Annotated in this window: 21 protein-coding genes and 1 pseudogene; 11 read left to right on the plus strand and 11 right to left on the minus strand. The window is 70.5% G+C overall.

Annotated elements, in window-relative coordinates:
* The first annotated feature begins 64 nt into the window (after positions 1 to 64).
* The 7 genes and pseudogenes from AWC17_RS28050 to AWC17_RS28080 all read left to right on the plus strand — a co-directional run bounded on the left by AWC17_RS28050 (position 65) and on the right by AWC17_RS28080 (position 5914).
* The gene (locus tag AWC17_RS28050; protein WP_046185386.1) at positions 65 to 961 is read left to right on the plus strand and encodes an SDR family oxidoreductase; all 897 of its coding nucleotides are present in this window, start codon (positions 65 to 67) and stop codon (positions 959 to 961) included.
* A 27-nt stretch (positions 962 to 988) separates the two neighbouring features.
* Positions 989 to 1396, plus strand: a complete 408-nt coding sequence (locus tag AWC17_RS28055) for a VOC family protein (RefSeq protein ID WP_046185385.1) — start codon at positions 989 to 991, stop codon at positions 1394 to 1396.
* A 97-nt stretch (positions 1397 to 1493) separates the two neighbouring features.
* Positions 1494 to 2733: pseudogene (locus AWC17_RS28060) on the plus strand (inorganic phosphate transporter); the annotation flags it as partial.
* Between the two features lies 1 nt (position 2734).
* Positions 2735 to 3040 (plus strand): hypothetical protein, encoded by a 306-nt coding sequence (locus tag AWC17_RS28065; RefSeq protein WP_046185383.1) that lies wholly within the window; start codon positions 2735 to 2737, stop codon positions 3038 to 3040.
* 56 nt (positions 3041 to 3096) lie between these two features.
* Positions 3097 to 3399: a DUF3349 domain-containing protein gene (locus AWC17_RS28070; RefSeq protein WP_046185382.1), complete on the plus strand. Its 303-nt coding sequence runs from the start codon at positions 3097 to 3099 to the stop codon at positions 3397 to 3399.
* A 68-nt stretch (positions 3400 to 3467) separates the two neighbouring features.
* Entirely contained in the window at positions 3468 to 4550 is a 1083-nt protein-coding gene (menE, locus tag AWC17_RS28075; RefSeq protein ID WP_047323006.1) for an o-succinylbenzoate--CoA ligase, read from the plus strand.
* 11 nt (positions 4551 to 4561) lie between these two features.
* Positions 4562 to 5914, plus strand: coding sequence for a hypothetical protein (locus AWC17_RS28080; RefSeq protein WP_047323005.1), 1353 nt, complete (start codon positions 4562 to 4564; stop codon positions 5912 to 5914).
* A 10-nt stretch (positions 5915 to 5924) separates the two neighbouring features.
* Here the strand turns inward: AWC17_RS28080 and AWC17_RS28085 are convergent, their stop codons facing one another.
* Genes AWC17_RS28085 through AWC17_RS28095 form a run of 3 tightly spaced genes read right to left on the minus strand, consistent with a single transcriptional unit; the run spans position 5925 to position 8855 of the window.
* Positions 5925 to 6587 carry a TIGR04282 family arsenosugar biosynthesis glycosyltransferase gene (locus tag AWC17_RS28085; RefSeq protein WP_046187259.1) on the minus strand — a complete coding sequence of 221 codons (663 nt, stop codon included), beginning with the start codon at positions 6585 to 6587 and terminating at the stop codon, positions 5925 to 5927.
* Positions 6584 to 7237 carry a glycosyltransferase family 2 protein gene (locus tag AWC17_RS28090; RefSeq protein WP_047323004.1) on the minus strand — a complete coding sequence of 218 codons (654 nt, stop codon included), beginning with the start codon at positions 7235 to 7237 and terminating at the stop codon, positions 6584 to 6586. Before AWC17_RS28090 ends, AWC17_RS28085 begins: the two co-directional genes overlap by 4 nt.
* Before the next feature lie 7 nt (positions 7238 to 7244).
* Positions 7245 to 8855: a DUF7159 family protein gene (locus AWC17_RS28095; protein WP_046186866.1), complete on the minus strand. Its 1611-nt coding sequence runs from the start codon at positions 8853 to 8855 to the stop codon at positions 7245 to 7247.
* 246 nt (positions 8856 to 9101) lie between these two features.
* Here AWC17_RS28095 and AWC17_RS28100 point away from each other — a divergent pair, with 246 nt between their 5' ends.
* Entirely contained in the window at positions 9102 to 10772 is a 1671-nt protein-coding gene (locus AWC17_RS28100) for a DUF7937 domain-containing protein (protein WP_047323003.1), read from the plus strand.
* Between the two features lie 5 nt (positions 10773 to 10777).
* On the opposite strand, the gene AWC17_RS28105 is transcribed toward AWC17_RS28100, so the two are convergent.
* Positions 10778 to 11818 carry an NAD-dependent epimerase/dehydratase family protein gene (locus AWC17_RS28105; protein WP_085165529.1) on the minus strand — a complete coding sequence of 347 codons (1041 nt, stop codon included), beginning with the start codon at positions 11816 to 11818 and terminating at the stop codon, positions 10778 to 10780.
* Complete coding sequence (locus AWC17_RS28110) at positions 11815 to 12591, minus strand: S-methyl-5'-thioadenosine phosphorylase (RefSeq protein WP_046187181.1); 777 nt, start codon at positions 12589 to 12591, stop codon at positions 11815 to 11817. The genes AWC17_RS28105 and AWC17_RS28110 overlap by 4 nt, the downstream gene beginning before the upstream one ends.
* A 74-nt stretch (positions 12592 to 12665) precedes the next feature.
* On the opposite strand from AWC17_RS28110, the gene AWC17_RS28115 reads away from it, so the two are divergent.
* Positions 12666 to 13538 carry a 1,4-dihydroxy-2-naphthoate polyprenyltransferase gene (locus AWC17_RS28115; RefSeq protein ID WP_046187180.1) on the plus strand — a complete coding sequence of 291 codons (873 nt, stop codon included), beginning with the start codon at positions 12666 to 12668 and terminating at the stop codon, positions 13536 to 13538.
* A 167-nt stretch (positions 13539 to 13705) separates the two neighbouring features.
* Positions 13706 to 14713, plus strand: coding sequence for a beta-ketoacyl-ACP synthase III (locus tag AWC17_RS28120; protein WP_047322999.1), 1008 nt, complete (start codon positions 13706 to 13708; stop codon positions 14711 to 14713).
* 6 nt (positions 14714 to 14719) lie between these two features.
* On the opposite strand, the gene AWC17_RS28125 is transcribed toward AWC17_RS28120, so the two are convergent.
* Positions 14720 to 15052 carry a DUF4229 domain-containing protein gene (locus AWC17_RS28125; protein WP_046187175.1) on the minus strand — a complete coding sequence of 111 codons (333 nt, stop codon included), beginning with the start codon at positions 15050 to 15052 and terminating at the stop codon, positions 14720 to 14722.
* Positions 15053 to 15136: 84 nt separating this feature from the next.
* On the opposite strand from AWC17_RS28125, the gene AWC17_RS32355 reads away from it, so the two are divergent.
* On the plus strand, positions 15137 to 15298 hold the full coding sequence (locus tag AWC17_RS32355) for a hypothetical protein (protein ID WP_141224827.1): 162 nt from the start codon (positions 15137 to 15139) through the stop codon (positions 15296 to 15298).
* A gap of 8 nt (positions 15299 to 15306) precedes the next feature.
* Here the strand turns inward: AWC17_RS32355 and AWC17_RS28130 are convergent, their stop codons facing one another.
* Genes AWC17_RS28130 through AWC17_RS28150 form a run of 5 tightly spaced genes read right to left on the minus strand, consistent with a single transcriptional unit; the run spans position 15307 to position 20626 of the window.
* Complete coding sequence (locus AWC17_RS28130) at positions 15307 to 16605, minus strand: MinD/ParA family ATP-binding protein (protein ID WP_047322998.1); 1299 nt, start codon at positions 16603 to 16605, stop codon at positions 15307 to 15309.
* Positions 16606 to 16648: 43 nt separating this feature from the next.
* Entirely contained in the window at positions 16649 to 17638 is a 990-nt protein-coding gene (gene ccsB, locus AWC17_RS28135) for a c-type cytochrome biogenesis protein CcsB (RefSeq protein ID WP_046186493.1), read from the minus strand.
* Positions 17635 to 19263 carry a cytochrome c biogenesis protein ResB gene (gene resB / locus AWC17_RS28140; RefSeq protein ID WP_046186492.1) on the minus strand — a complete coding sequence of 543 codons (1629 nt, stop codon included), beginning with the start codon at positions 19261 to 19263 and terminating at the stop codon, positions 17635 to 17637. The genes ccsB and resB overlap by 4 nt, the downstream gene beginning before the upstream one ends.
* Positions 19263 to 20042, minus strand: a complete 780-nt coding sequence (locus AWC17_RS28145; RefSeq protein WP_046186491.1) for a cytochrome c biogenesis CcdA family protein — start codon at positions 20040 to 20042, stop codon at positions 19263 to 19265. The genes resB and AWC17_RS28145 overlap by 1 nt, the downstream gene beginning before the upstream one ends.
* Complete coding sequence (locus tag AWC17_RS28150; RefSeq protein ID WP_046186495.1) at positions 20039 to 20626, minus strand: TlpA disulfide reductase family protein; 588 nt, start codon at positions 20624 to 20626, stop codon at positions 20039 to 20041. Before AWC17_RS28150 ends, AWC17_RS28145 begins: the two co-directional genes overlap by 4 nt.
* Positions 20627 to 20639: the final 13 nt, after the last annotated feature.

Consider the following 20639-nt stretch of genomic DNA (forward strand, 5'->3'; position numbering starts at 1 on the left):
GTGGTGGAGTAACGGTACGCCCGAAATCCGCGCCGGTGAACGGCTCTGCCTAGACTCGCCTGCTGTGAGTAAAAGCCCGCTGCGCCGCATCACCGACCAGCTGGTGCTGGCCACCATGCGACCCCCGATGGCCCCGCAGGTGCTGGTGAACCGCCCCGCCATCAAGCCGGTCGACCTCGCCGGCAAGCGCGTCCTGCTCACCGGGGCGTCATCGGGCATCGGCGAGGCCGCGGCCGAACTGCTGGCCCGCGAGGGCGCGACGGTGGCCGTCGTCGCCCGGCGGCAGGAGCTATTGGACGCGCTGGCGCAACGGATCACCACGGCGGGCGGCACCGCGCTGTCCATGCCCTGCGACGTCTCCGACATGGACGCCGTCGACGCGCTGGTCTCCGACGTCGAAAAGCGTCTCGGCGGGATAGACATCCTGATCAACAACGCCGGCCGGTCCATCCGCCGGCCGCTGGCCGAGTCGCTCGAGCGCTGGCACGACGTCGAGCGGACCATCGTGCTCAACTACTACGCGCCGCTGCGGCTCATCCGCGGGCTCGCGCCCGGGATGCTCGAGCGCGGCGACGGCCACATCATCAACGTCTCCACGTGGGGGGTGCTGTCGGAGGCGTCGCCGCTGTTCGCGGTCTACAACGCGTCGAAGGCGGCGCTGTCGGCGGTGAGCCGCGTCGTGGAGACCGAGTGGGGCCACAAGGGTGTGCATTCGACGACGCTGTACTACCCGCTGGTGGCCACGCCGATGATCGCGCCGACGAAGGCCTACGAGGGCATGCCGGCGCTGACGTCGGAAGAGGCCGCCGAATGGATGCTGACCGCCGCCCGCACCCGGCCGGTGCGGATCGCGCCGCGGATGGCGATCGCCGCCAAGGCGCTGGACACCTTCGGCCCCCGCTTCGTCAACGCGATCATGCAACGACAACGCATTCAGCCCAACCGCGAAAACGGCAGCTGAACCGGCCCATGTGATAGACACGACGCTATGGAGATCCTGGCCAGCCGGATGCTGTTCCGGCCGGCGGACTATCAGCAGTCGTTGACTTTCTACCGGGACCAGATCGGGCTGGCGATAGCTCGTGAATACGGCGGGGGCACAGTGTTTTTCGCCGGCCAGTCGTTGCTGGAGCTGGCGGGCTACGGCTCCCCGGACCACTCCCGGGGCCCCTTTCCCGGCGCGCTGTGGTTGCAGGTCCGCGACATCGAAGCGACCCAGGCCGAACTTCAGAGCCGGGGCGTGCCGATCGCCCGCGAGGCGCGCCAAGAACCGTGGGGCCTATACGAGATGCACGTGACCGACCCGGACGGGATCACGCTGATCTTCGTTCAGATCCCGCCGGACCACCCGCTGCGCCGCGACACCCGGGGTGAACGAGAAGGAAAGTCCGGTTAACTGAGAGGTAACATCTGGCGACGAGTCTAGATACATCCGCGATTCGGGTCTTGCTGCATTCGACAATGGAATCCCCCTACCACCAGAATCGGGCGCTGTGAACATCCAATTGTTCCTTCTGATCATTGTCGTAATCACGGCACTGGCTTTCGATTTCACGAACGGCTTCCACGACACCGGCAACGCGATGGCGACCTCTATCGCCAGCGGCGCGCTCAAGCCCAAGGCGGCGGTCGCGTTGTCCGCGGTGCTGAATCTGGTAGGCGCGTTCATGTCCACCGCCGTCGCCGCCACGATCGCCAAGGGCTTGATCGACTCGAACATCGTTTCGCTGGAGTTGGTGTTCGCCGGTCTGGTGGGCGGCGTCGTCTGGAACCTGCTGACCTGGCTCCTCGGTATCCCCTCGAGCTCGTCGCACGCCCTGATCGGCGGCATCGTCGGCGCCACGATGGCGGCCGTCGGCGCGCACGGAGTGCTCTGGAAGGGCGTGGTTTCCAAGGCCATCATCCCGGCCGTGGTGTCCGCGATCCTGGCCATCTTGGTCGGGGCCGTGGCGACCTGGCTGGTCTACCGGATCACCCGCGGCGTCCCGACCAAGCGCAGCGAGGCCGGGTTCCGGCGCGGCCAGATCGGCTCGGCCTCGCTGGTCTCGCTGGCGCACGGCACCAACGACGCGCAGAAGACCATGGGCATCATCTTCCTTGCGCTCATCTCCTACGGCTCGATCAGCAAGACCGCGTCGATGCCGCCGCTGTGGGTGATCGTGAGTTGTGCACTGGCGATGGCGACGGGCACCTACCTGGGCGGCTGGCGGATCATCCGCACCCTGGGCAAGGGGCTGGTCGAGATCCAGTCGCCGCAGGGCATGGCGGCCGAGTCGTCGTCGGCCGCCGTCATCCTGTTGTCGGCCCACTTCGGCTACGCGCTGTCGACCACCCAGGTCTGCACCGGCTCGGTGCTCGGCAGTGGGCTGGGCAAGCCGGGCGGCGAGGTCCGCTGGGGCGTCGCCGCCCGCATGGGTGTCGCCTGGCTGGTGACGCTGCCGCTGGCCGGGCTGGTCGGTGCGGTCACCTACTGGATCGTGCACCTGATCGGCGGCTACCCCGGCGCCATCATCGGATTCGCGCTGCTGATCGCGGTCTCCGCGACCATCTACATCCGGTCGCGCAAGGTCAAGGTGGACCACAACAACGTCAACGCCGAATGGCAGGGCGACCTGACCGCCGGGCTGGATGCTCCCGGCGAGCACCTGCCGCCGTCGGATGTTCACCCGACGAACGGCAGCGGCACGTCTCCCCGCTCCGGCTCCGACGACCCCACCCTTAAGGCGAGCGCCTCATGAGTCATTTCAGCGACTGGTTCAACTACGGGGCCAGCCTCAAGATCCTGCTCTTTTCCATGCTGGCCGGCGCCGCCCTGCCGGGGCTGTTCGCCCTCGGGATCCGGCTGCAGGCGGCCGGGGCGGGCGACATCAGCATCGACGGCGACAGCGGGGGCACCCGACGCAATCCGGTGTTCACGGCGATGGCCTGGACGATCTACGCGCTGGTCGTCGCGGTGATCGTGCTGGCGCTGCTGTACATCGCGCGGGACTTCATCGCCCACCACACCGGCACCGCTTTCCTCGGAGCTAAACCCAAGTAGCATCGTTTGATGCCCACCGCGTTACCGAGCCGGACACCGGGGGGAGCTGTACCAGCGTGAACGGATTTCTCAATTCGATCGTCTCGTGGCTGCGCGCGGGATACCCGGAAGGCGTCCCACCGACGGACACCTTTCCGGTGCTCGCGCTGTTGGCGCGCCGGATGTCCAACGACGACGTCAAAGAGGTGGCCTGCGAGCTGATCCACCGGGGCGAATTCGACGACGTGGACATCGGGGTGCTGATCACCCAGATCACCGACGACCTGCCGACACCAGAGGACGTCGAGCGGGTCCGGGTTCGGTTGCAGGCCCGGGGCTGGCCGTTCGATGACGCGAACGAGGTCGAGGACCCCGCATAGCCGTACTGCGCGCACTCACCGTTCCGCCGGGCTCGGCCGTCTCGTCGCTGCTACCCGCCCTGGAACGGGTGCTGGACGGCCGCGACCCCGCACTGGTCGCCCTCGCCCCCGCCTCGGATGCGCTGCGGGCGGCCCTGCGGGTCGGGGAAGACATCGACGACGACGTGGCCCTGGTGGTGACGACGTCGGGAACCACCGGTGCGCCCAAGGGGGCCCTGCTCACCGCGGCCGCGCTGACCGCCAGCGCGGCGGCCACCCATGACCGCCTGGGCGGGCCGGGCAGCTGGCTGCTGGCGTTGCCGCCGTATCACATCGCCGGGCTGCAGGTGCTGGTGCGCAGCGCGCTCGCCGGCTCGACACCCGTCGAGCTGGACGTCACCGAAGGCTTCGACGTCGCCGAATTATCCGGCGCGACAGCACGATTGGGTTCCGGCCGGCGGTACACGTCGCTCGTCGCCGCACAGTTGGCCAAGGCGCTGACCGATCCGGCGGCCGCGGCCGCACTCGCCGAACTGGACGCCGTGTTGCTCGGCGGCGGCCCGGCCCCGCAGGGCGTGCTCGACGCCGCGGCGGCGGCCGGCATCGCCGTGGTCCGCACCTACGGGATGAGCGAAACCGCGGGCGGCTGCGTATACGACGGCGTACCGCTCGACGGTGTCCTGGTCCGGGTGGCGGCCGACGGGCGCATCGTCCTCGGTGGCGCGACCCTGGCCAAGGGCTACCGCAACCCGGTGGACCCCGACCCGTTCGCCGAGCCGGGCTGGTTCCGCACCGACGATCTCGGCGCTGTCGACGAGGCGGGTGTGCTGACCGTGCTGGGCCGCGCCGACGACGCGATCAGCACGGGCGGGTTGACCGTGCTGCCGCAGCTGGTCGAGGCCGCGCTGGGCACCCATCCCGCCGTCGGCGACTGCGCGGTTTTCGGCCTCGCCGACGACCGGCTGGGTCAGCGGGTGGTCGCCGCGATCGTGGTGTCCGACGGTTGCGCGCCGCCGACGCTGCACGCGCTGCGCGCCCACGTGACGCGCACCCTGGACGCCACCGCCGCGCCGCGCGAGTTGCACGTCGTCGACGCGCTGCCGCGGCGCGGCATCGGCAAGGTCGACCGGGCGGCGTTGGTGCGCCGGTTCGCCGGTTCGGACGATCAATAGGCTGGTCGACCGTGAGGGTGGCACGTCGGGAGTTACCGGCCGTCGCGGTCGGGGTGGTGCTGGTGGGGGCGGCGTTCGTGCTGCCGCGGCTGCACTGGGGCGTCCGGCCGCGGACCGATGTGGCCCAGGAACGATTCGGCACGCGCGCCGGGGCCTCACCGATTTTCGGGCCCTGGGAGATCCACGCCAGCTGGGGCACGGGACCGGCCATTGCCATCGCGGTTGCCGCGGTGGTGTGGGGACCGATTCTGGCGCAACGCCTTTCGTGGCGGATTTTGACGCTGGGCACCTGGGCCACCGCCTGCGGGTGGGCCTTCGCGCTGGCGATGATCGACGGCTGGCAGCGCGGCTTCGCCGGCCGGCTGACCACCCGCGACGAATACCTGTGGCAGGTGCCGAGCATCACCGACATCCCGGCCGCGGTGCGCACGTTCGCCAGCCGGATCGTCGACTACCAGCCGAACTCCTGGACCACTCACGTCTCCGGGCATCCCCCCGGAGCGCTGCTGACGTTCGTCTGGCTGGACCGGATCGGCCTGCACGGGGGCGCCTGGGCGGGGCTGCTGTGCCTGCTGGCCGGGTCCAGCGCGGCGGCCGCGGTGCTGATCGCCGTCCGCGCCCTGGCCGACGAGCAGACCGCCCGGCGCGCCGCGCCGTTCGTGGCGGTGGCGCCGACGGCGATCTGGGTCGCCGTCTCCGCCGACGGCTACTTCGCCGGGGTCGCGGCATGGGGCATCGCGCTGCTGGCCGTGGCGGTGCACCGACCGGTTCGCTTCCCCGCGTGGGTGGCCGCCGCGGCGGGCCTGCTGCTGGGCTGGGGCGTGTTCTGCAGCTACGGCCTGATGTTGATGGGGCTTCCGGCGCTGGCGGTGCTGGCATCGGCCGCCGACTGGCGAGCGGTGCTGCGGGCGCTCGGCCCGGCGACGCTGGCCGCGGTTGCGGTGGCCTCAACCTTCGCGGTGGCGGGGTTCTACTGGTTCGACGGCTATACCCTTGTGCAGCAACGTTATTGGCAGGGCATCGCCAAAGACCGCCCGTTTCAGTACTGGAGCTGGGCCAACCTGGCGTCCGTGGTGTGCGCGATCGGGTTGGGCAGCGTCGCCGGCGTCAGCCGGGTGTTCGACGTGGCGGCCATCCGTCGCCGCTCCGGGTTCCACCTGTTGCTGCTGGCCATGCTGGCCGCCATCGCCTGCGCCGATCTGAGCATGCTCAGCAAGGCCGAGGTTGAGCGGATCTGGCTGCCCTTCACCATCTGGCTCACCGCGGCGCCCGCGCTGTTGCCCGTCCGGTCACACCGGGCGTGGTTGGCGCTCAACGCCGCCGGCGCCGTATTGCTCAACACGCTCATCCTCACGAACTGGTAGGCGGAGTTCCTTACAGGCCGGCCGCGCGGGTGACCTGGGCGAAGCGACTGGCGGGCCCGCACGCCTCGCGCACCGCCGCGACGTCGTCGACGACGTCGATGTCGGCCAACCGCCGCACGGAGGCCACGTCAATGCCGTTGCCGTGCAACGCCTTCAGCGTGAGTTCCCCGGTGTCCGGTCGAGACATCGGAACGGTGCGCAGGCATTCCGCCATAGCGGGTGCCGCCACACCGAGCGCCCACCAACCGCCGTCGTGCGCCATGCCGAGCACGGCCGTCGCCTCCAGCAACCGGCGCGCACAGTCGGTCAACAAATCGGCGGTCACCTGCGGGGTGTCCATCCCGATCTGCAGCACCGGCAGCCCGTCTGCGGCGTCGTGGTGGGCGTTGGCGAGCCGATCGGCGAAGTCGTCGCCGCGCTGGGGAATCACCGTGAAGGACCGCAGCCGTTGCCGAATCTCGGCGGCTCCCGCGGCGGCGTCCAGGTCGCCGGTCATGGCCACCACCCGCTTCGCCACCGGCGCGGCGGCCACCGCGTCCAGCGTGTCCAGCAGTGCGGCCGCGGCGATTTCGGCGGCGACCAGGTCCCCGACCGTCGCCGCGAGCCGTGTCTTGGCCCGGCCCGGCTCCGGCGCCTTGGCGACCACCAGCAGCGTCACCGGCAGGGCGCTCACGAGATCACCTTCCAGAAGTCGAGGATGGCGGTGATGCTTCCCCGCAGCGAACCGCTGACCTTCGACTTGCCGCCGGTCCGGGGACCGTAGCTGACGTCGAGTTCGACCACGCGCCAGCCGGCGGCCGCGGCGCGCACCAGCAGCTCCAGCGGGTAACCCGACCGCCGATCGACGACGCCCAGGTTCAGCAGCGCCTCGCGCCGCGCCACCCGCATCGGCGCGATGTCGTGCACCGGCAACCCGTGGCGGGTGCGCAGCCGCCAGCTCATCACCACGGTCCCCACCCGGGCGACCCACGGCCAATGCAGTCCGGCCACCGGCCGGCGCCGGCCGATCACCAGATCGACACCCTGCTCGAGCGCGTCGACCAGCCGGGGCAGGTCACCGGGGTCCATCGAGCCGTCGGCGTCGATGACCGCCACGATCGGGGTCGTCGCGGCCACCACCCCCGCGTGGACCGCCGAGCCGTACCCGGCCCGCGGCTCGGCGACGACCCGGGCGCCGTGCCGCCGCGCGACTCCGGCGGTGTCGTCGGTGCTGTTGTTGTCGACGACCAACGCCCGATATCCGGCGGGTATGGCCGCCAATACCGCCGGCAGCGATTCCTCTTCGTTGAGACAGGGCAGCACCACGGTGACGTCGTCGGGCATCAACGCCTCAGAACCCGTAACGGGTATGCGGCTGCTGCGGGACGAGTGTCTGCTGGGTCTGCGTGTGCGGCGCCACCGTCGTTTCGCGCGTGATGGGCGGCGGCGCCGCCGTTGTCGGCGTTTCTGTCGAGGTGAACGGCTCCTTCGTGCTGGTCGGCGGTGTCGTCGTCACCTGCGCTGGCGTTGTTGTCGTGGGCGTCGTGGTGGTCGGCGTCGTGGTGGACGGCGTCGTCGTCGTGGGCGTCGTGGTGGTCGGTGTCGTGGTCGTCGGCGTCGTGGTTGTCGGCGTCGTCGTGGTGGTTATCGTCGGCGTCGTGGTCGTTATCGTCGGCGTGTTGTATGGGGGTGGCGGATACACCGGGACCGGGACGATGACCGGGATCGGAAGGGGCACAGCGGGATTCGGGTTAGGCACGAAGCCGGGAGTGCCGGGTGACACCGGCGCGACGGGAACGGCCGGCCCACCCCCGCCCTGCGCCGGAAGGAGACCGTTGGCGTCCGGGACGACGCCGCCCTGGAAACCGGCGTTGGGCTGATCAACCGGAGGCGGTGGCACCGGCGCCTGCTGCTGGGTCGGCAACAACGGCATGAACTTGCCCGGAGCGGCGTTCTGGTGTCCCACCACCGGCTGTTGGCTCGCGGTGGGGCGGACCGCAATGGCCACCGCGGCGGCCAGCGACGCGAAACCGATGACCGCGAAGGCGATGACGGCGTTTCCGAGCAGCAACGATCGGCGGCTGAGCCGCGAGGGGATGGCCGTGGTCTCGTCGAAGTCGTCGTATCCGTCCCCGTAATCGTCCATCTCGGGCAGCGGCTCGGCATCCTCGGTCATCGAGTACGCCAGCTGCGGCTCCTCCGCATTCGGCGGGGGCACGAACGTCGTCTCGTCCCCGGCGGGCCCCGCCGCCGGCGCCATCGCGGTCTCGTCGCCGGTGAGTCCCACGGCCGGCGCCATCGCGGTGGCATCCCCGGCCGACAATGCCGTCTGCGCCGCGGCGGCCATGGCCGCGCCACGGGCGAGCGCAAAGGAGGGGTCGTCGGCGACCTGCACCCGCATGGTCGACGCCTCGTGGAACTGTTCGGCGACCTGGGCGAGCTCGGGAGAGGCGCCCACCAGGTACACCTCGCCAGGGGCGTCCGGCCGGGCGCTGAGTTGGGCCATCATCGTGTTGAACGTCGCGGTCGCGTCGCCGCCGGCGAGTGGCTCCTGGGCCAGCACAGTCGGCGGCGCGTCTTGGTCATCGGCGGAACCCGGCACCGACAGCGTCGCCGTCGCGTCGTCCATCACCAGCGCGGCGCCGGGCCGGCCGGCCGCGCGCATCAGGGCCGCGACCGCCTGCGACTCCGAGAGCACCGCGACGTTCGACACGCCGGAGGCTTCCAGCGCTTGCCGCAGCTGGCCGGCCCGCGGATCGTCGCTCCAGCACACCCGGGTGCCCACCAGCCGGTGGTTCTCGTCCGTCAGAAGCCGATTGGTGCCGACGACCGTCTCGGTGAGTTTCCCGACCGGGTTGTCCGCCAGGTCGACGACGGATTGGTCAATCACGTCCGCGCCCGGCCCGACAAGCGCCAAGCGGGCAACGGGGCCCGTGACCGCGACCCCCAACACGACGTCCATCCCGGTTCTCCTTCGGCTGGCGACCCCACGACCAGCAATGTCCCGGCATCATTACACTTGCGATACCGTTGGCAGTATCCGTTATTCGGGCGACAAGGTTTGCCTATAGCGCAGCGTAACCAGCTTCCCGAACGACAGGACGGTCGCCGCGGAATCTGCACGGCGTCCGAACGGAGAATATGTTCGCAAGCGAGCAGTGCGGCCGACTCGGCAGGGTATTCACCCGCCGCGCGATTTCCGGGGGGCATGGTGAGCCAGAGCAGTGACGACGCGCCTACCGGCCCCGTCGATCCCGGACAGGCACAGCAAACCGCACGCATCATCCGGCCGGCCGCCGGCGCTCCGGCCGCAGCGGGGGATTCGACGCGGCGCTGGCACCTCGTCAGCGACCTGACCGCCGTCGCGCTGCTCCTCGTCGCCCTGTTCCTGCCGTGGAATCTGTACTTCGGCGTCGGGATTCCCGACAGCAACCCGACCCTCTCCGCGGTGCTGCTCGCCGTGACGCTGCTGTCCGTCATCGCCGTCGCCGTGGCCGGTTCCTGGAGGTCCTCGGGCGCGCGGTTCAACCCCGCGACGGCCGGCCGGCTTCGCCTGGGCCTCAACATCCCCTACGCGCTGCTCGTGCTGGCCTTCGTCGGGTTCGACGCATTCGAGACCGTCCGGTTCGGTGGCACGGTGAACGTGCCGGGCGGGGTGGGGCCCGGGGCGTGGGTGGGGATCGCCGGCTGCATGCTGAGCGCCCAAACGGTGGCCGCCGGCGCCCGCTCCGGACCGGTTCCCGAAGGCGACGAGCACACCGGCTGGCTGAACTCTGCCCGGCTCATCGGCTACGCGTCGATGGTGTTGGCGGTGCTCAGCTTTGGCCTCAACCTGTACTGGCGGGTGCGCTACGCGCTGCAAAGCGCCGGTGGCACTGCCGAATTCGGCAAGCAGAACATCGCGGTCATCGTGACCGCGGTGGTGTACGGCGTGGTGGCGTTGGTCGCCGTGCTGGTCGCCGCGAGGTGGTTGCTGCGCAGCACCAGGGCCGCTCGGCTGGCCACCGTCGCGCTCGGCGCGTCGACGCTGGTCGCCGGGATCCTGGTGTGGAGCCTGCCGCTGGGGCGGGACATCGACGCGTTCCACGGCATCGCGCAGAACACGTCGACCGCCGGGGTCGGGTTCGAGGGCTATCTGGCATGGGCGGCCGCCGCGGCGATGTTCGCGCCGGCGACCCTGTTCGGTCACCGGAACACGACCGGGGCCGAGGAGAGCGCCTGGCGGGCGGCGGCCCGAAATGGCTTGCTGCTCATAGCCGTATGGGGCCTGGGCTCGATGGTGATGAGATTCACCGATCTCTTCGTCGCCGTGAGCCTGAATTACCCCTTCTCCCGGTACGACAGCGTGGTGCTGGCCGCGTTCGACCTGGCGACCGCGGTCCTTGCGATCTGGCTGCGCATCAACCTGGCCAACGCCGCCCGCTCCGCGCGACTGATCTCCTCGCTGTGCGGGCTGGTCGCCACGCTGAGCATCGCCCGCGTTTTCGTGGGCGTGGTGCTGGCGCCGCGGTTCGCGGATTCACCCAATTCCCCTGCCCAGCACCCGGTCTACGGCAACAACCTCGCCCAGCAGATCACCAGCACCTTCGACGTGGCGCTGTGCGGCCTGGCCCTCTGCATCCTGGGGGCGGCCATCGTCACCGGGCAGCTGCACGGCCGGCGCCTGCGCCGCCGCCGCGCCGTCGCTAAACCCGCCGCCCCGGCGGGCGGCGCTCCCGCCGCGCCCAGGGCGCGCGTACCGGTGGGCCACGCCGCCCCGCCGTCGGCCGCGGCGACCACCCGGATCACCACCGGTCCGCGGCTCTTCCGGGGCGACGACTCCGCGACGCGACAGATACCCGTGCAGAAGCCGCAGATCTACCGGCCGCCGCAGGCCTGAGACACTCAGCGAAGCGGGGCGAACGCGAATTCGCGGAGGCCCTCGGCCGGGTCGATGGCCGCGCGGAAACCCAGCACCTCGGCCGCCCGGGAAGGATCGGCGACGATGTGGCGCACATCGCCGCTGCGGTACTGGCCGGTGATCACCGGCGCGAGCGAACGGCTGGAATCCGTGCGCGCCTCGCACAGCGCGCCGGCCACCTGCAGGATCGAGACAGGCCGCCCCGAACAGACGTTGACCGCGGTGAAGCCGTCGATCGTCGACGTGACGGCCGCGAGATTGGCGGCGGCCACGTCGTCGACGTGGACGAAGTCCCGCATCTGGCCACCGTCTTCGAAGACCCTTGGCGGCTGGCCCTTTTCGAGCGATGACCGGAAGATCGCCGCCACCCCGGAATACGGGGTGTCGCGCGGCATCCCGGGGCCGTAGACATTGTGGTAGCGCAGCGCCACCACCGAGCCGCCCGTCGCGTCCGACCACGCCAGCGCGTAGTGCTCCTGCGCGGTCTTGCTGGCCGCGTACAGGCTGCGCGGCCGCAGCGCGGCGTCCTCGTCGACGAGGCGCCACTGCAGCTCCTCGCCCCCGATCGGGCAGCGGTGTTCGAAGATCCCGGCGTCGAGGTCGGCGCGCCGCCGCGGCAACGGGTCGACGTGTCCGTGCTGCGCGCAGTGGTAACGGCCCTGCCCGTACACCACCATCGACGACGCCAGCACCAAACGGCGCACCCCGGCGGCGAACATCTGCGCCAGCAGCACCGTGGTGCCCAAATCGTTGTGGGCGCCATAGGCGGGGGCGTCGGCGGCGTCCACGCCAGCGCCGACCATCGCCGCCTGATGACAGACCAGGTCCACCCCGTCCAGCAGGGACGCCAGCGCGTCGGCGTCGCGGACGTCGACGCGGTGACACCCCTGCGGCAGAACGGGATTCGGGCCGTGCGCCGCGGGCAGCAACGCGTCGACGCCGACCACGTCGTGGCCCGCCGCCCGCAGCGCCGCGTCCACCCGCGAACCGATGAAACCGGCCGCCCCGGTGAGCAGCACCCTCATGGCAACTCGACGGGCAGCGTGACGCCGGTGTGCGGCAGGCAGTGTGTGCAGTTGCGTTCACCGGCAACGCGGCCGATCGCCTCGCGCACCAGCTCCTTGAATCCCCCGATGTTCTTCTCGAATTCGGCGAACACCTCGACGGTCGTCACACCCTTGCCGGCCGTGACACCGGCGTCCAGGTCGGTGACCAAAGCAATTGTCGCATAGCACATTTCGAGTTCCCGGGCCAGCACCGCCTCCGGGTAGCCGGTCATGTTGACCAGGGAGAACCCGGCGGAAGCGAACCACTGGCTTTCCGCGCGCGTGGAAAACCGCGGTCCCTGGATCACCACCATGGTGCCGCCGTCGACCACGCCGGGCAGGCCGGTGACCGCGGCCCGCAGGGTCGGGCAGTACGGGTCGGCGAAGTCGACATGAATGCCGCCGGCATCGAAATACGTGTCGGGGCGGCCGCTGGTGCGATCGACCAGCTGATCGGGCACCACGATGGCGCCGGGGCCGTTTTCGCGTTGGAGGCTGCCGACGGCGCAGGGCCCGAAAATCCGTCGCACCCCGAGCTTGCGCAGCGCCCACATGTTGGCCCGGTACGGCACGGTGTGCGCCGAGAACTGGTGCGTGGTCCCGTGCCGGGGCAGGAACGCGACCTCGTGTCCCCCGACGACGCCGATCGTCACCGGAGCACTGGGCGGGCCGTACGGGGTGTCGACGTCGAGGGCGCGGGTATCGGACTCGAAGAAGGTGTAAAAGCCGCTGCCGCCGATGACTCCGAGCATCCGACCATTGTGGTGCATGGCCCTGGCCCGATTGCGGGTGCGGGTTCGCGCCCGGCTCCTGGCAGGATGCGTGCGTGGCCAATTTCGGGCAGTGGATCTCCGGTGCGCGACCGCGGACGCTCCCCAACGCGGTGGCGCCGGTGGTCGCGGGCACCGGCGCGGCGGCGTGGCTGCACTCGGCGGTGTGGTGGAAGGGGCTGCTGGCGCTGGCCGTCGCCGTCGCGCTGACCGTCGGCGTCAACTACGCCAACGACTACTCCGACGGCATCCGCGGCACCGACGACGACCGGGCCGGCCCGGTGCGCCTGGTGGGCTCGCGGCTGGCCACCCCGCGGTCGGTGCTGGTCGCCGCGGTGGCGAGCCTGACGATCGGGGCGGCGGCCGGCCTGGCGCTCGCGCTCGTCAGCGCGCCGTGGCTGATCGCGGTGGGCGCGGTGTGTATCGCCGGCGCGTGGCTGTACACGGGCGGCTCGAAACCCTACGGCTACGCGGGTTTTGGTGAGGTCGCGGTGTTCGTGTTCTTCGGCCTGGTGGCCGTGCTCGGCACCGAGTACACCCAGGCGCTGCGGGTGGACTGGGTGGGGCTGGCGCTGGCGGTGTCCGTCGGGGCGCTGTCGTCCTCGGTGCTGGTGGCCAACAACCTGCGGGACATTCCCACCGACGCGCGGTCGGGAAAGATCACCCTGGCGGTGCGGCTGGGCGATGCCCGCACCCGCATCCTGTACCAGGCGCTGCTGGCGACCGCCGGGGTGTTGACCCTGGTGCTGATGGCGGCCACGCCGTGGTGCGCCGCGGGACTGGTGGCCGCGCCGCTGGCGCTGCGCGCCGCGGGTCCGGTGCGGTCAGGACGCGGCGGCCCGGAGCTGATTCCCGTGCTGCGCGATACCGGCCTGGCCATGGTCGCCTGGGCGATCGCGGTGGCAGCGGCCCTGGCGTTGGCCGGCTGATCGACCGCGCGCCCACGGCGTTGACTGTGCACTGGCGGCGGGGTTTGTCGGCGTGTCGCCGCCCGATATGCACACTCGAGTGAAACGCCGGGACCGGATCCGATAACAATGAGGGACCGGCGTCGGAACCGATGGCCGTTCACAGCGAGCACCGATCGGGGACAGCAGTGAAGCAGATCGCCGTGACCAGTGGACCGAAGAACATCGGATTGCTCAGTGTCGGGGCGTACCGCCCCGAACGGGTGGTCACCAACGACGAGATATGCGAGAACATCGAATCGTCCGATGAGTGGATCTTCTCCCGGACGGGAATCAAGACCCGCCGATTCGCCGCCCGCGACGAATCCGCCGCATCCATGGCCATCGCGGCCGGGCGACAGGCGATCGCGAAGGCCGCGTTGACGCCCGCCGACATCGACTGCGTGATCGTGGCGACCAGCACGCATTTTCTGCAGACCCCCGCCTGCGCCCCGGCGGTCGCCGCGGCGCTGGGCGCCACCGGCGCGCCCGCGTTCGACGTCTCGGCGGGGTGCGCCGGCTTCGGCTACGCGCTCGGTGTCGCCGCCGACATGATCCGCGGCGGAACCGCCGCCAAGGTACTGGTACTCGGTTCGGAGAAACTCTCCCCCACGGTGGACATGCAAGACCGCACCAACTGCTTCATCTTCGCCGACGGCGCGGCGGGAGTGGTGGTGGGCGAGACGCCCGATCAGGGCATCGGCCCGACCGTCTGGGGCAGTGACGGCGAACAGGCGCTGGCGATACGCCAGGACATCGACTGGATCGACTACACGGACAGCCCGACGGGCCCGCGCCCGTTCCTGCGGCTGGAGGGCAGCGCGGTGTTCCGGTGGGCGGCGTTCGAGATGGGCAAGGTCGGCCGGCAGGCGATGGACGCGGCGGGCATCAGGCCCGACGAGATCGACGTGTTCGTGCCTCACCAGGCCAACAGCCGCATCAACGAGGTGCTGGCCAAGAGCCTGGACCTGCGGCCCGACGCCGTCGTCGCCAACGACATCGAGCACACCGGGAACACCTCTGCGGCCTCCATTCCCCTGGCGATGGCCGAACTGCTGGAAACCGGGGCGGCCAAGCCGGGCGATCTGGCCCTGCTGATTGGCTACGGCGCGGGCCTCAGTTACGCCGCGCAGGTCGTGCGGATGCCCAACTTCTGACCGGCCTCACGCTTCGTCGCTCCCCTCATCGGGCTCCGCCTCACCCTGCAACCTCGCCCGCAATTGTTCGCGCTCCCGGCGCCGCCGCTCGCCTGCGATCGCCAGCGACGCGGTCGCGCGCCGGCGCAGCGGGCCGAACAACCAGATGCCCAGGGGCATCGCGATGATCAGAGCGAACAACGCGGCGACCGCGAGCGGAAACTGGCTGACACCCATCACGCGCGCCACCCCGTAGATCGCGGCGGCGAGCGCCACCGCCAGCAGCAGCCGCGCCGCCGCGTAGAGCAGAACGTCGAGGACCGCCCGCTGGCCGGGGCGCTGCGCCCGGCCCTCGTCCACGCCGTCCCCGGTGCTGTTGTCGCTAGCTCCTTCTGACACAGGCCGAGCCTACGACGCGGGTATATTCGTCGAAGGAGGTGTTGAGTGCTCTACCTGCTGCTCGTCCTGATGTTGGGGACGCTGATCTACGTTGGCTGGCGTACGGCGCGGTCGCAAACCCATCGGCCGAAGACGCGCGTTATCGGGCCCGACGACGATCCAGAGTTCTTGCGGCGGTTAGGGCACGGCGACAACAACCCCCGTTAAAGCCCGTTCTACGCGACTCCGGGGTTGCGCTGGTCGCCCGGGAACCCGTCGGCGACGATGGCCGCCAGCTCGGTGAGCGCCTCGCGGGTCGACCGCTTCAGCCGGTCCAAGTCGATCTCGGCGCCCTCTTCGAGGTGCGGGTCGAACGGCACCACCTGAACCGCGCGGCAGCGGCGGGAGAAGTGGTCGACCACCTTGTTCATGTCGACCTTGCCCGTCCGCGGACGCACGCCGTTGATGACGGCGACCGAGTTGCGGACCAGCTCCTCGTGGCCGTGCGCGTCCAACCAGTCCAGCGTCGCCGACGCGCTGCGCGCGCCGTCGATGGATCCGGAGCTGACCACGACGAGAACGTCGGCCTTCTCCAGCACCGAGGACATCGCCGAATGCAGCAGTCCGGGGCCGCAGTCGGTGAGCACCAGGCCGTAGAACCGCTCCAGGACGTCCAAAACCCGGGTGTAGTCGTCGGCGCTGAACGCCTCCGAGATGGCCGGGTCGGTTTCTGAGGCCAGCACTTCCAGCCCGCTCGGGCCCTTCGAGGTGTAGCGGCGGACATCGCTGTAGCGCTCGATGCTGCCGGCGTCGTGCAGCAGCTGACGCACCGTCGCCGCCGTCTCCAGCGGGATCTTGTGGCTCAGGGTGCCGCGGTCGGGGTTGGCGTCGACCGCGACCACCCGGTCACCGCGGATGGAGGCGAAGGTGGCACCCATCGTCGCGGCGATGGTCGTCTTGCCGACACCGCCCTTCAGCGACACCAGCGCGATCCGGTAGCAGCCCCGCAACGGCCGGTTCACCTGCGCCAGCAGGTTGTTGTAGCGGGCGGCCCGGGGGCTCTCCCCCAGGTTGATCAGGTGGCCGGACAGTTCGTAGAGCAGCCGGCGCCAGCCCTCGGAGGGCGGCGGCTTGACGGGCCGCAGCAACATGCCGGTGGAAAGCTCCGGGTACGGCGTGTGCGGCAGGGACTCGGGCCGCGGCGGGACCTGCGCGGGCGGCGCGTCGGCCGGGCCGTTGTAGTAGGCGCCGTACGCGGTCGGGTCGACCCGCGGGATACCGGTCACCGGGGTGGCATCCCACGGCGGCATCCCCGCGGGCCTGGCCGTGGTGAGCGGCGCCGCCTCGCGCTGCTCGGGGCCGGGAACCCGCCGCTCGGTGCGGAATCCGGCGAAGGCGCGGGTCGGCGCTTCGCCGCCGTCGGAGGGCGATTCGTCAGCGTTTTCAGGCGATGGCGAGGCGGACGGCCCCTGCGGAGGCAATTGCGTGGTCGGTGGATCGGCCGCCCCCACGTCCGTCGTCGGATGGTCGGACACCTGTACTCCCCCTTGTTGTGCTACTTGGGTCGGTCGCTTGCGGTCACCCCACGCCCGCATACGAATGCAGGCCCACAGTCACCAGGTTAACGAAGAACAGATTGAAGACCATGGCCACGAACCCCGCGACGTTGATCCAGGCCGCCTTCCTGTCCCGCCATCCCGCGGTCGACCTGGCGTGCAGGTAGGCGGCGTAAATCACCCATGCCACGAAGGACACCGTCTCCTTGGGGTCCCAGCCCCAATACCGGCCCCAGGCCTCCTCCGCCCAGATCGCGCCGAAGATGACCCCGAAGCCGAAGACCGGGAAGGCGAAGATCGTGGTCCGGTAGGCGACGCGGTCCAGGGTCTGCGCGTCGGGGAACCGCCGCACCATCCGGGCCAAGGCGCCCGCAGTGTCTTCCGGGTCCGGGCCCTCCCCTAGCCGCGACGTGCGCAGCAAGAACAGGATGCTGGCGATGCCGGCGACCATGAACACCCCGGAGCCCAGGCTGACCACCGACACGTGAATGGGCAGCCAATAGGACTGCAGCGCGGGCATCACGGGCGCGGCATTCGTGTAGAGCCAACGCCCGGACACCGTGAGCAGGATCAGCACCGGCACCAGCAGGAAAACCCACAGCGGGCGGTATTGCGGGCGGCGCAACACGAAAGCCCCGGCGAGCAGCCCGCACATGCAGGTCAGGTTGATGAACTCGTACATGTTGCCCCACGGCACCCGCAGGGTGGCCAGGCCACGCAGCACGATGCAGGCGAGCAGCAGCCCGATGCCGAGGTAGACGACGGCCAACCCGGCCCGCCCCACGCGTTCGTCCAACGGCCGGCCGGGGGCGTCCTCCACGATGCCGGGGGTGAAGCTGTCGGAGGAAACCGCACCGGCCAAGACCCGTTCGCGCTGGTCGACGCGGCGACCGCCGGCATATGCCAGCTCGAAGGCCAGCAGCAGCAGCGCGATGACGAGCGCCACGACGGCCGACGTGAACGCCCAGTCCGAGTAGCGCGCCAGGCCGATGTTGACGTGCACCGTGTTCATTTGACGTCCACCTGAGAACTCCTTCTGGACGCGGCGGGCTCACCAAGGCCATCCAGTAACCGCTCGGTCAATCGCTCGAACTCGTCGCCCCACCCGGAGTTGTCGGTGCGCGCAAGCCCGCCCAGTTCGACGTCCACCGTACCGGCCGCCTTGCCACTAGCCGGAGTGAGCCTGACCCACACCCGGCGCCGGCGCACCAGCAGCGATACCACCAGGCCCGCCATCATCGTGATCGCGAAGACCAGCACCCAGGTCTGGCCGGGGTCGTGGGAGACCTGCAGGTTGACGAACGGCACGGCGCCGTCGAAGCGGACGACGGTGCCGGCCGCCGGTCCCGCCTCGATCCGCACCTCTTGGCCTGCGCGCAGGTTGACGCGCTTTTCCTTGGTCAGCCGGCCCTGCTGGATCAGCCGCGGGTCCAGCGTGAACAGCGATTGGGGCCGCCCGGTGTCCAGGCCGGTGTCGCCGCGGTAGATGTCGACGGCCACCGCGGGGGCGTTCAGGGCCGGGAACCGCGACGACAACAGCGTGCCGTCGAGCTGCTCGGTCGGCGCCAGCAGGCCCTGGATCGCGATCTCGTGCTGGCGACGCTCGGCGGCGGTGGGATAACTGCCGGCGGGCGGGTCGATGCGCACCACCCCAGACGAGAGCAGCGTCTGCGGGTTGTCGGGTCGCCATTGCACGGTCGAGGTGCGTGTCTGCCCGTCCGGGAACGTGACGGTGAAGGTGGGTGCGTAGCCGTGCCCCTGCAGGTACACCCGGTCGCCGCCGACGCGCAGCGGGTGGTTGACCTCCAGCCGGTAGGGCCGCCAGCTGTTGGCCGCCAGATCGTGCCCGGCTTGGTAGTCGATGTCGGCGGCGAACGAGGTGGCCTGCCCCGACGGCAGGTAGTGCGCGTGAAAGTCGTTGACGCGTATGCAGATTGGATTCAGCGACGTGCCGTCGACGGTGTTGCCGGCGCGGAACGAGTCGAACGCGGCCGGCGAGGCCGAGCAGAAGCCCGGGCCGGAGTCGGCGATGACGATGACGTTGCCCTCGTAGCCGAACAGCTTGCCGACGGCCACCGCGACCAGCAGGCCCAGCAGCGAGAAGTGGAAGACGATGTTGCCGAACTCGCGCAAGTAGCCCTTCTCGGCGGACACCTCCGCCGTGCTGGCCTCATCGTCGTCCGGGTGACGGATGGCGGTGCGCCAGCCGCGGAGCCGGCCGGTGATCGTGTTCGCCAGGGCGTTCAGCTCGTCGGGGTCGGCTGGGATCTGGGCGCTGGCGTGCTTGGGCAGCCGGGCCAGGTTGCGCGGGGCGGCCACCGGGGTGGCCCGCAGGCTGCGGGCATGCTCGATCATCCGTGGGGTCAGGCAGCCGATCAGCGAGACGAACAGCAGGACGTACACGGCGGTGAACCAGAAGCTGGAGAACACATTGAAGGCCTGCAGCCGATCCAGCCACGGCCCGATGACCCGGTGGGCCTTCAGGTAGTCGTCGACCTTGCCGGCGTTGAGGCTGCGCTGCGGCAGCAGCGCCCCGGGTATCGCGCCCAGCGCGAGCAGGAACAGCAGCACCAGCGCGGTGCCCATCGAGGTCAACGCGCGCCAGGTGTTGCGCCCCCAGGCGAGAAGTCGCGCCATCAAATCGGCAGCCTCACGTCGGATACGAAGGCGTCGCGCAGCCAGGAGATGAAGTCGTTCCACACCCCGCTGACCAGCAGGGCACCGACCGTGATGAGCAGCGCGCCGCCGAAGATCTGGATGGCCCGGGTGTGACGCCGCAGCCAGCCCAGGGCCCCCACCGCGCCCGCCGAGCCGAAAGCCAGCAGCACGAACGGGATCCCCAGCCCCAGGCAGTACGCGATCACCAACGCGGTCCCGCGGGCCACGCTCGCGCCGTCGGTGGCCGAGGCCACGGTGATCACTCCGGCCAGCGTCGGCCCCAGGCAGGGCGTCCAGCCCAAGGCGAACACCGCCCCCAGCAGCGGCGCCCCGGCGACCGTCGTCAACTGCCGCGGGCTGAACCGGGCCTGGCGTTGCAGGGCCGGGATCAGGCCGACGAACACCAGCCCCATGACGATCGTCAGCACGCCACCGACCCGCTGCAGCAGCAGCTGGTTGGTGATCAGCGTGGTCGTCATACCCAGAACGGCGACCGTGCCCAGCACGAACACCGTGGTGAACCCGGCGACGAACAACGCCGCCGAGCCCGCGACCCGCCACCGCGCCGACGGCGGGGCCTTGACCGCACCCGGGGGCGGCTGCTCGTCCACCCCCACGACGGCGGCCAGGTAGGACAGATAGCCGGGTACCAGCGGGACCACGCACGGCGACGCGAACGACACCAGCCCCGCCAGCAGACACACGCCGAGGGCCACCAGGAGCGGCCCGGCGGCGGCGATCTGGGTGAACCCGGTCATTCCCGGGCCAGTTTCTGCACCACGGGCTGCAGGTCGGCGGCCAGCAGTTCGCGCAGGAACACCGCCGCGACCCGGTGCTGACGGTCCAGGACGAGCGTGGACGGGATGACGGTGGTGGGGTACTTGCCGCCGAACGCGATCAGCGTGCGCATCGCCGGGTCGTAGATGGACGGGAACGTCACATGGCGGTCATTGACGAAGTCCAGCGCCGCCTGCCGGTTGCTGTCGCGCACGTCGATGCCGAGGAACGACGCCCCGGTATCGCGGGTGGCGTCATAGACCTGCTGCAGTTGGCTGACCTCGGCCCGGCACGGCCCGCACCACTGGCCCCAGATGTTGATGACGACGACCCGGCCGGCGAAGATCGGATCGTCCAGCGACAGCTGGTGGGCCGGGTCTGCCAGGTCGGGCCCGGACAGCGGACCCGGGTGGCCGCGGCTGGACGGCGGGTTGTAGGAGATGTCGGTCTTCCCGCCGGGCGAGACGAACTCGAAGGTGCCGCCCTGGGCTACCGCGTCGCGCCCGGAAGAACAGCCGGCAACCAGGGTCGTCAGTACGACCCCGGCCATCGCCAGTCGCCGCATGAAGAAGGCGCCG

It is taken from the genome of Mycobacterium nebraskense (genome assembly GCF_002102255.1).
GTDB lineage: Bacteria > Actinomycetota > Actinomycetes > Mycobacteriales > Mycobacteriaceae > Mycobacterium > Mycobacterium nebraskense.